The 10,683-nt window shown below is 51.2% G+C and carries 10 protein-coding genes; 8 read left to right on the top strand and 2 right to left on the bottom strand.

Going from position 1 to position 10,683, the window contains the following annotated elements; translation table 11 throughout:
* The 4 genes from VEI96_12125 to VEI96_12110 all read left to right on the top strand — a co-directional run.
* Window positions 1-679 (top strand): PilT/PilU family type 4a pilus ATPase (locus VEI96_12125; GenBank protein HXX58740.1); only part of this gene is annotated, 679 nt, incomplete at its 5' end.
* Between the two features lie 2 nt (window positions 680-681).
* Window positions 682-1,887 (top strand): type II secretion system F family protein, encoded by a 1,206-nt coding sequence (locus tag VEI96_12120; protein HXX58739.1) that lies wholly within the window; start codon window positions 682-684, stop codon window positions 1,885-1,887.
* Between the two features lie 2 nt (window positions 1,888-1,889).
* Entirely contained in the window at window positions 1,890-3,533 is a 1,644-nt protein-coding gene (locus tag VEI96_12115; protein ID HXX58738.1) for an ATP-binding protein, read from the top strand.
* Window positions 3,520-4,890: a sigma-54 dependent transcriptional regulator gene (locus VEI96_12110; GenBank protein HXX58737.1), complete on the top strand. Its 1,371-nt coding sequence runs from the start codon at window positions 3,520-3,522 to the stop codon at window positions 4,888-4,890. Before VEI96_12115 ends, VEI96_12110 begins: the two co-directional genes overlap by 14 nt.
* 32 nt (window positions 4,891-4,922) lie before the next feature.
* On the opposite strand, the gene fdhD is transcribed toward VEI96_12110, so the two are convergent.
* Complete coding sequence (gene fdhD, locus VEI96_12105; protein HXX58736.1) at window positions 4,923-5,684, bottom strand: formate dehydrogenase accessory sulfurtransferase FdhD; 762 nt, start codon at window positions 5,682-5,684, stop codon at window positions 4,923-4,925.
* A gap of 113 nt (window positions 5,685-5,797) precedes the next feature.
* Between fdhD and VEI96_12100 the strand changes: the two genes are divergently transcribed.
* The 4 genes from VEI96_12100 (at window position 5,798) to rho (ending at window position 9,938) form a co-directional block, all read left to right on the top strand.
* Window positions 5,798-7,930 (top strand): transglycosylase SLT domain-containing protein, encoded by a 2,133-nt coding sequence (locus VEI96_12100; protein ID HXX58735.1) that lies wholly within the window; start codon window positions 5,798-5,800, stop codon window positions 7,928-7,930.
* Window positions 7,931-8,041: 111 nt separating this feature from the next.
* Window positions 8,042-8,263: a hypothetical protein gene (locus VEI96_12095; GenBank protein HXX58734.1), complete on the top strand. Its 222-nt coding sequence runs from the start codon at window positions 8,042-8,044 to the stop codon at window positions 8,261-8,263.
* A gap of 15 nt (window positions 8,264-8,278) precedes the next feature.
* Window positions 8,279-8,545, top strand: coding sequence for a cell division protein ZapA (locus tag VEI96_12090; protein HXX58733.1), 267 nt, complete (start codon window positions 8,279-8,281; stop codon window positions 8,543-8,545).
* Window positions 8,546-8,690: 145 nt separating this feature from the next.
* On the top strand, window positions 8,691-9,938 hold the full coding sequence (gene rho, locus VEI96_12085) for a transcription termination factor Rho (protein HXX58732.1): 1,248 nt from the start codon (window positions 8,691-8,693) through the stop codon (window positions 9,936-9,938).
* A 357-nt stretch (window positions 9,939-10,295) separates the two neighbouring features.
* Here rho and VEI96_12080 read toward each other — a convergent pair.
* A partial coding sequence (locus tag VEI96_12080; GenBank protein ID HXX58731.1) for a hypothetical protein occupies window positions 10,296-10,683 on the bottom strand: 388 nt, incomplete at its 5' end.

The following is a 10,683-nucleotide window of genomic DNA, read 5'->3' as shown; positions in this document are numbered from 1 at the left end:
GACCACCCTTGCCACGATGGTTGACAGGATCAATGAAGAGAGATATGACCATATCATAACGATCGAGGACCCCATAGAGTATCTCCACTCCCACAAGAAATGTCTCGTGAACCAGAGAGAAGTGAATGCCGACACAGAGTCATTCAAGGCGGCGCTGAAATACGTCTTGAGACAGGATCCCGATGTGGTTCTCATAGGAGAGATGCGCGACCTGGAAACGATCGAAGCGGCACTGACCGTTTCCGAGACGGGGCACCTTACCCTCGCCACCCTGCACACAAATTCTGCCGTCCAGACAATCAACCGTATCATCGATGTCTTTCCTGCCCACCAGCAGGAACAGATCAGGGTACAACTCTCCTTTGTCCTCGAGGGCATCCTCTCCCAACAGTTAATCCCGCGGAAATCAGGTCAGGGGAGAGCCCTGGCCGTGGAGGTTCTCGTCCCGAGCCCGGCTATCAGGAACCTCATCCGGGAGGACAAGGTGCATCAGATATACTCGAGCATGCAGACCGGTCAGGCGAAATCGGGAATGCAGACCATGAACCAGTCTCTCTTTGAACTCTACACAAAAGGACTGATCTCTTACGAAGACGCCTTGGGCCGTTCGATGGTTCCCGAAGAATTAATTACGATGATTCAGCGTACGGCCGCCACATCGGCAAAAGGGAGGGCATAGCGATGCCGGTAACATTCCAGTGGTCAGGAAAGACGGTACGGGGCACTATCGAGTCCGGCGAGTCGGTGGCTAACTCAAAGGACGAAGTAATTGCGCAGCTAAAGCGTAAGAACATTACCCCCACGATAGTCACAGAAAAGGTGGCAAAGGCGAGATTCGCCTTCGGAGGCAAGGTCAAGGAAAAAGACATTGTGGTATTTACGCGGCAATTCGCGACGATGATAGACGCCGGATTACCCCTCGTACAGGGACTCGATATACTCTCATCACAAGTCGAAAACAAGGCACTTGCACGGACGCTCACGACGATCAAGTCTGACGTCGAGGCTGGCCTGACTTATGCGGACGCCCTCAGAAAACATCCAAGGGTCTTTTCCGAACTTTATGCCAACATGGTTGCTGCCGGTGAGGCCGGTGGCATCCTCGATACGATACTGAACCGTCTCGCTGCGTACATAGAAAAATCGATGAAGCTCAAGAAGAAGGTGAAGGGAGCGATGATCTATCCTGCCGTCATCTCGAGCGTTGCGATACTTGTCGTAGCTGTCATTATGATTTTCGTCGTCCCCACATTCGCCAAGATGTTCGCTACACTCGGCGGCACGCTCCCTCTGCCGACTCGCATCGTCATGGGTTTAAGCAATTTCCTTGCCGGCGCTGGCGGACTCATGATCCTCGCCTTTATCATCGCCTTCATAGTTTTTATCAAGCAGGTGCGGCGGACGGAAAAAGGTAAAGCGGTGATAGACTCTTTCCTCCTAAAACTCCCCGTTTTCGGGATACTCCTCAGGAAGGTCGCTGTTGCGAAATTTACCCGCACCATGGGAACCCTGGTGAGCAGCGGCGTCCCGATTCTCGATGGCCTAGAAATTACCGCAAAGACAGCGGGGAATAAAGTGGTGGAATATGCCATCATGGATGTGAGACAGGCGGTCACCGAGGGGAAAACTCTGGCCGAACCCCTATCCAAGGCCAAAGTCTTCCCTCCCATGGTTACCCACATGATAGCTGTTGGCGAATCGACCGGTGCCCTCGATTCGATGCTCTCGAAGATCGCTGACTTCTACGACGATGAGGTGGATGCAGCTGTTGGTAATCTCACAGCCCTCATGGAGCCCATGCTCATGGTATTCCTCGGGACAACGATCGGCTTCATCGTCACGGCCATGTACCTCCCGATATTCAAACTGATTACCCTCGTCAAGTGACCATGGGGCAGGCGCTCCTGAAGAGATTAAGAACGCTCATAATCTCCAGGGCCTTCTTTGTCACGCTCCTCATTGGTTCATTCTTCCTATTCGATATCGGATATCAGCGATTCCCCTATCCGCGTTCCATACTCTATCTCATTATCCCCCTCTACCTCCTCTCGATCCTCTACGCTTTCCTCCTCTCAAAGGTTAAGAATCTCGTCCTTTTTGCTTACATTCAGCTCTCTATAGACGTGGTATCGGAGATCATCCTCATATTCCTGACGGGGGGCATCGAGAGCTGGTTTTCGTCGATCATGCTCCTGACCGTTATGGCATCGGCAATCATCCTGGATAAGAAAGCCGGATATATCATAGCGACACTCTGCAGCATCCTCTACGGACTGATGATGGACCTCCAGTTCTACCGGGCGATCCCTCTCACGTTTGATGTTACCTTGAAGGAGAAGGACTTCCTCTACAATATCTTCACCCACATTTCTGCTCTCTATCTCACGGCCTATCTCACCGGTTATCTCTCATCACGGCTTGAGAAGACGACGAAAAGCCTTGAGGAAAAAGATTCCGACCTCAAGGACCTCTCCCTCTTTAACAGGGAACTCATAGAGGGACTCCCGAGCGGCGTGTTAAGGACAGACCTTCGCGGCACGATAGTGCTCTTTAACAAAGCAGCCGAGCAGATAACAGGAAGAGGCCGCACCGAAGCAGTCGGTCGACCCATCTCTCATATATTTCCTTTCCTGGCTCCCCCGTTTGGGACTGAACGCATGGAGGGTGTGATAAAACATGACGAGTCAGACAGGATTATAGGACTCACCATCTCAGATACCGCAGACAGCGACGGGAACAAAACGGGCCACATATGCATCTTCCAGGATATCACCGAACTCAAGAACCTCGAGGCCGAGGTAAAACGCAAGGCGACACTTGCCGCAATCGGGGAACTCTCCACGAACATGGCCCACGAGATACGAAACCCCCTCGCCTCCCTGAAGGGCTCCATCGAGATGCTTAAGGAAGGGGCGCTCTCGCGAGACCACGGCGAAAAACTCATGGATATCGCCGTCAGTGAAATGGACCGTCTGAATAAGATAATATCCGATTTTCTCAGTTACTCGAGACCCATGCCGCCGGAGTTTTCCTGGTTCGACATCCATCGGATTCTCGACGATACCGTCGAACTCATGAAGAGTGCTACGGTAAGCACACCCTCGATAACAATAAAAAAGGATTTTAACGGCCGCTGCGACCTTTACGGCGACCCCGGAAAATTGCGCCAGGTCTTTCTGAACCTTGCGATGAATGCGGTAGAATCGATGCCAGAAGGAGGAGCTGTGACTATCGGCACCAAGAAGTCTGAAGGAAGCCTGACCATTTTTTTTGAAGACACGGGGGTCGGGATTCCACAGGAAAACCTGGAGGATATCTTCTATCCATTCTTTACCACGAAAGAAAAGGGAACGGGTCTCGGTCTCTCGATCGCTTACCGCATACTCGAAGAGCACGGTGGCGGCATACGTGTCGACAGCACCGGCGGGACGGGGACGAGGTTTGAGGTCCTGATCCCGATGAAAAAATCTCCTTCACGGGAAGGAAAAGACTCAATGGAGATTCTTGAAGGGAGAACGCATGGAAGAATCTAGGAGCAGAATTCTCGTCATAGAAGACGAGAAGAACCTGCGTGAGGTCCTGAAAATCCTTCTCGACGGAGAAGGTTATGACGTCTGCCTTGCCCATGACGGAAAGGAGGGGCTTACTTGTTTGAACCGGGATATCTTCGACCTCATCATCACCGACATAAAGATGTCCGGGGCCGACGGGTTCGAAATACTCAGAAAGGCACAAGAGACGGCACCAGAGACACTGGTAATCATGATGACTGCCTTCGGCACCACTGAGTCAGCCATTGAAGCGATGAAGCTCGGTGCGTATGATTACATCCATAAGCCCTTCAAGATCGACGAGATACGGCTCACGGTGAGGAGGGCCATCGAGAAACGAAAACTGAGGGGGGAGGTCTCGATCCTCCGCGAAAAGATACGGACGACCTTCGAACTCGGCAACATCTTTTACAAGAGCCCGGAGATGCAGGAACTTCTCGGTACGCTTCCCAAGATAGCTCAGAGCAATTCCAATGTCCTCATATCGGGAGAGAGCGGGACGGGAAAGGAGTACGTCGCTACCGCGCTCCACAATCTCAGTTCTCGAAAGGAGAACAATTTTGTCGCGATAAACTGCGCCGCATTTCCCGAAGGTCTCCTCGAGAGCGAGCTCTTCGGTCACATGAAGGGTTCCTTTACCGGTGCCATTCAGAACAAGCAGGGTCTTTTTGAGGTGGCGGACAGGGGAACGCTGTTCCTCGACGAAATAGGCGAGATGCCGCTGAGTCTGCAGTCTAAGCTCTTAAGAATCATCGAGAACGGAACCTTCCGTCGCGTGGGCGGCACCGGTGACCTGAAGGTTGACGTCAGGATTGTATCGGCTACGAATAAGAACCTCAGCGATGAGGTTGCAGCGGGCCGGTTTCGCGAGGATCTCTATTACCGGTTAAATGTCATCCCCCTCCGCATCCCTCCTCTGAGAAGGAGGAAAGATGATATTCCTCAGCTCGTTGAGCACTTTATCACGAAGCTTTCACCGTCGAGGACGAGATACCTGTCACCGGCCGCGATGAAGATCCTTATCAATTATCCGTGGAAGGGCAACGTCAGGGAACTTGAAAATGTCATCGAGAGGGTCCTTCTCCTGACCGACAAGGATGAAATTCCCGCAGAAGACTTACCGGCGGAGCTGAATATTCCCTCTTCCCCGATGCAGGGATTGCCGGAAATCACGATGGATGGCAAGGTGAACCTGGATGAGATCATCGAAGAGATAGAAAAACGATATCTCCTCGAAGCCTTGAGGTTGACGAACGGCGTGAAGACCGAAGCCGCGGCGCTGCTCAGACTGTCGTTCAGGTCTTTCCGGCACAGGCTGCAGAAGTATGCGATAAAATGACGTAGAGAAAAATGTTCCTCGGCGAAGACTCCTTACCGCCCGATCCTCTCAGGATGTGTGTAGACATTAAAGCGGTTGCCCCTCATGAATCCGACCAGGGTAACATGCATCCTCTCGGCTATCTCGACAGCAAGGTGCGTCGGGGCAGTCCGCGTCACGAGGAGAGGGATGCCCCAGCGGGAACATTTTGTCGCTATTTCAGAAGAGATCCTCCCACTGGCAAGCAGGAGCTTGCCTGAAAGAGGTATGTGTTCAAGAACGGCGTATCCGATAACCTTATCGACCGCGTTATGCCTGCCGATATCCTCGGCAAAGCAGATCAAAGACCTCCCGTCGGAAAGGGCTGCGCTATGGATACATCCCGTGATTTTATAGAGTTCCGATTTGCGCTGGAACTCCCCATAGATGTTCTTAAGGTCAGCCTTATTTATGGTAAAGGCATCGTGGATAGGCCCCGACTCGATCTTCTTATCAAATGTGATGCCACCAACACAGCCGGATGTCACCGTCTTGCCCTCCATCGAAACCTCACCTTCTGCGGGGATATTCACCCGTATTTCGTCACCGTACTCGATGCCCATCCTATCGGCGCACCAATTCCCCTGTATGATCCCTTCCGTCATAAGGAGACCTACAACAAGCTCCCTTATCATAAGCGGTGTGCAATAGAGGCTTATGATCTCTCTATCGTTGACTGATATCCGCACCTTCTTCTCAAGGGCAAGGCTGTCATCACTCAGTTCTGATGTCCCGTCGGTATGCCTGCAGACCTTTCTCCGTATAATCGTTTCCATTACTGAATTATAAACGATATGCCTATCCCATCGTCAAATTTGTGTTGAATATCAAGGGGAATATTGATATACTTAATTATAACTTCCGCTCAAGACCATGTGAGGAATTTCCATTGAAAGACTTTTTTGCGCTCAGCATATTATCCGGCTTTCTCTTCTTCTGTCTCCCGGGGTTGAACGCCGGATTAACCTGCGCCGATGATAGGACCTCGGAGGAAAGAACGGTCAGTTATGAGCCTGCGTCGCAGCCTCCTGTCCTGAAGAGACATGTATCGCCGTGCCCTGGAGAGGCGTGCTCTCATCTCCGGGAAGGAAGGGAATTAGTCGCACAGGGCGCTTACCGTGAAGCCAGAGAGGAACTGAAGTTGGCCTATAGAGACCTTCCCGTAATGGGTGACTATGCACTGTATCTTCTAGCGAAGGCCTATGCCGGCAATGGGGAATTCGGTGATTCGAATCGTTCCTTAGAGGAACTTCTTCGAACATACCCTGATTCCGTGCTGAAGAAAAAGGCACGGTCACTGGAGATCAGGAATCGGTTGGCGCACTCCGACGGCATCGCAGAGGATGAGACAGGAGACAACATCATTAAAATCCTCCGACAATTCGTTACCGATTATCCCGAAGATGCGGAGATGAAATATCTCTTGGGTCAGACCTTGAAAACGAGGGGAGAAAGAGAGCAGGCGAAGAAGATCTTCAGGGATATATATATTTCCGCAGGACCCTTTTCGGATCTCTGCTGGAAAGAACTGCAACAATCGGATGTGACGCCCGCCGATATGCTCGCGAGGGCTTCAAACCTTATGAAGAGCGTGGAATACAAGAAAGCCGAAACGCTTCTCAGAAAGACCTTGCCTGTTTCCGGAGAATCTCTCAGGGATGACGTCTTGAGAAAGCTCGGCACCGTCCTCTTCAGGCAGAAGAAATACCACGAGGCTGCTACGGAATTTTCGAGGGCGGGGGATACGTATAATGCTGCGCGCGCGCTCTATAGGGCAGGGGACTTCGTAGCATTTCATACTGCGGTATCGAAGCTTGTTTCCATGAAAGACAAGAGGGCGGCATCGCTCCTGCTCGCGCTCGCCTCGAAGAAGCGACGGGACGGAAAGATAGAGGAGACGCTCGAGCTTTACCGCAATGTCAGGACTGCATATCCTTCGCACGCCGAGGAAGCCCTCTGGGGTACCGCATGGACCTTTTACCGCACCGGCGACTATGAGGCTGCATCGAAGGTGTTTGCGGAGCTCGTTACTTCTTACCCGAACTCTCGTTATCTTTACTGGCAAGCAAAGTCCGACGATACCCTGCGCGGAGAAGAAAGGACCCTTTCGAACGGAATGGCGACTCCCTTGAACCAGGTCAAGGGCATCAGGGGAGATTTTTACGGCATGCTTGCCGAAATGTATGGTAGGGACGACGGGCGCTCGATCCGCTCGTCTTGGATACCGATGAGCTTCGGGGGAGAGCAGATACCTTTCTCCTCGCAGACCCGGTTCGAAACCGTTTCTCCGCCAACGGACCCCGTTGCCTTGCGGGCCTTGGAGCGGTTTGCGATACTCATCGCAATCGGGATGAAGGAGGAAGCCTTGGCCGAAATCATGAACAGCTCCCGCACCATCTCCGATCCCGATTCGTTACTCTATCTGGGGTATCTCTTGACGGAAGAGGAGGCCTATAAGAGCGCGATAACGCTCGCGACTCGTCTCTCATCTCGGCAGGGTCTTCAAGGAGAATCGGGGACCGGTCTCAGTGCTGTTCTCTACCCCATGGCATACTGGGCTCTTGTCGAAGGCGCGGCAAAGACCTTCAATCTCGATCCCTTCATCCTCTTGTCGGTCATGCGTGAGGAAAGCCGCTTCGATCCCGAGGCGCGCTCATCCGCGGGAGCTCTCGGCCTCATGCAGATTATGCCGCAAACCGCAGATAATCTCTGCGACAAGGCCGGGACAACAAGCAACATTCATGATGTGAAAACGAATATCACGATAGGCGCCTATTATCTAAGTGCTCTCGCCCGGGAATTCGGCTCGCTTCCGGCTGTCATCGCAGCATATAATGCAGGGGAGGAACGGGTTCGGGAATGGGTGCGTCAAGGAAAGTACAAGTCGGAAGATGAGTTCATAGAAGACATTCCCTATGATGAAACGAGAAATTATGTCAAAAACGTCCTGTTGACCTATTCAGTCTACCGAAAACGAGGGGTTGAAGACCGGTCTTCCCCCAGCGGACAGCCGTCCCCGTAAGTGGTAGCCATGGTGAAAGGTCTTTTTGATGACAATATCCCCGATCGTACGCAACGTGCACCGGATGCACCGGAAGCCGATTTCAGAAAACGTGAAAAGGAGGGAACATCGTTGGACAGACTCAAGAATCTCGAGGATAAGATTGCTGGTGCGATAAGCAAAGTGAAGGCGTTAAAGGAAGAGAAATTACTCCTGGAGCGGAAGATTAAGGAACTCGAAGAACTGCTAAACGAAAAGAACCGGGAGGTCGAAAGGCTTGCTTCAGAAAAGTTCACCGTTAAGGCCCAGGTGGAAGAGCTCTTGAATGAACTCGAAGCCTTGGACCTTGATTAATATCGCATTCCGCATATGGGAACCGTAGAAGTATACATCCTCGGCCAGAAGTACACCATAAAGGGAGATGCGCCGGAGGAGCGCATCCAGAGGCTTGTCGCCTACGTGAACAGCAAGATACAGGAGGTCTATGAAAATGCCCCCAACATCTCGCCGCTGAAGGCATCAATACTGGCTTCCGTCAATATTGCCGACGAGCTTCACCGTTTGAAAGACGAACAGGAAAGCATAGCGAAGCATATCGAGGAAAAAACTGAAGTCCTGTCGAGACTCTTCGACTGATAGGGCCTCCTATTGACAAAATATTTTTTTTTGGCTACTGTACAGGCAGAGTACTTCTTTAGAAACCCTCTGGATAGGTAGATACCTACCGGATTAAAAACCCCAGCGATAATCATCCAAAGAGGAGTTAATGCTTATGGAGAACATCTCGATTTCAGAATTGAAAGAGAAAACCATTGATGACCTCGCAAAAGTGGCAAAGGAACTGAATGTAGAGGGAGCATCCGGTCTTCGAAAGCAGGATCTCATATTTGCGATATTGCAGGCACAGATAGAGAAGTCCGGAAACGTATTCGGAGCCGGCGTCCTCGAAATACTCCCTGACGGTTTTGGTTTCTTACGTTCTCCGGATTACAGTTACCTGCCGAGCCCCGATGATATTTACGTTTCTCCGTCCCAAATACGGCGATTTAATCTCAGGACGGGAGACCTCGTCTCGGGACAGATACGGCCTCCCAAGGAAGGAGAGCGCTATTTCGCCTTGCTCAAGGTTGAAGCCGTAAACCATGAATCGCCCGAAGACAATATCAGCAGGCCGCTTTTTGACAACCTTACTCCATACTATCCGACAGAGCGGATAAAACTCGAACACACCTCTGCAGATTATTCTACGCGGGTGATGGAACTGATAACCCCCATCGGCAAGGGACAGAGGGGTATGATCGTTGCCGCGCCCCGGACGGGGAAGACCATGCTCCTCCAGTCGATCGCAAAGGGAATCAAGAAGAACAATAAGGAGATCCATCTCATCATTTTGCTCATTGATGAAAGGCCCGAGGAAGTCACGGACTGGAAGCGTCAGGTAGCGGCCGAAATCATCAGCTCGACCTTCGATGAGCCCCCGCCCCGGCATTGCCAGGTTTCTGAAATGGTGATCGAAAGGGCCAAGAGGCTCGTGGAATCAAAACGTGATGTGGTTATCCTCCTGGACAGTATCACGAGGCTCGCCAGGGCATACAATGCAGTCATGCCGACAAGCGGGAAGGTCCTCTCAGGCGGTCTTGACGCAAACGCGCTCCAGAAGCCAAAGCGGTTCTTCGGCACCGCGAGGAATATAGAGTCGGGCGGGAGCCTCACCATATTGGCCACTGCACTCGTCGATACCGGGAGCAGGATGGACGATGTCATCTTTGAAGAATTCAAGGGTACGGGCAATATGGAGCTTCATCTTGACAGGAAACTCGTTGACAAGCGCATATTCCCGTCCATTGATATTAATGCATCGGGAACGAGAAAAGAGGAACTCCTCGTCGATAAGGATACACTCAATAAGATGTGGATATTGCGGAAAGTCCTTAATCCCCTCAGCACCATCGAGAGCATGGAATTCCTCCTCGGAAAGCTTATGGGGACCAAAGGCAACAAGGACTTCCTCGACATGATGAACAAATAGCAGGAACCTTGCGCCGCAATCCGCAGATCTCGAGTCCTGTGTTGCAAGCAGTAAGGCGGATACCGGTAATCTTCCCCTGAGCATTCCCCCTTCGTACATGAGGCATCCGGTCCAGAAGAATCCGAATATCCTACAATCGCCCAAACCTGCATTAGTCAGCATTTGCGTTGACGTCTCTTGGAAACGGAATTACGACTTGCATTTTCAAATGGAAATCTTTGCCCACACCTTTTGGGTTGTTTTTAACGAGTTCACCGACTTATCAATAGGTATTGAGAGTCGCAACTCTTGAGGATTTCCCCAAGTAACTGTTTCGCGGGTCTGGCAAGGAGATTTAACTTTTGCACACCTTCAAGCTCAGCTAAAATATCCTATCCTCAGGCCAAAGAGGTATGTCACTGTGAGGCTGACAATCCAATATGATAAAACAATGCTGATAGCCCTGAGATAACTCAGCCCTGCAATCACCGTGACCGCAGTGATTTCCATGATCATCGACCACACTCCAAAAGGCTCAATTGTCTCTAAAATTGTTTTTAAGAACGGATGTACCTTCTCCATCTGTAAAATAGTGAACGAATTCATCTTGAAGCCTATTAGGCTGTATAACAGAACATATACTATCGAGGTGATTCCGCCACAGTAAATCGAGGCAGAAAGAATCGAGCTGAATAGTGGTCTGCTGTGAAATATTCTGCAAAGAAAAAGTGTATATCCGCTCCATATTAAATGTCCTGCCAAAAGA

The sequence above is a fragment of the Thermodesulfovibrionales bacterium genome (assembly GCA_035622735.1).
GTDB lineage: Bacteria > Nitrospirota > Thermodesulfovibrionia > Thermodesulfovibrionales > UBA9159 > DASPUT01.
This window is presented reverse-complemented; position numbering and strand designations above follow the sequence as displayed.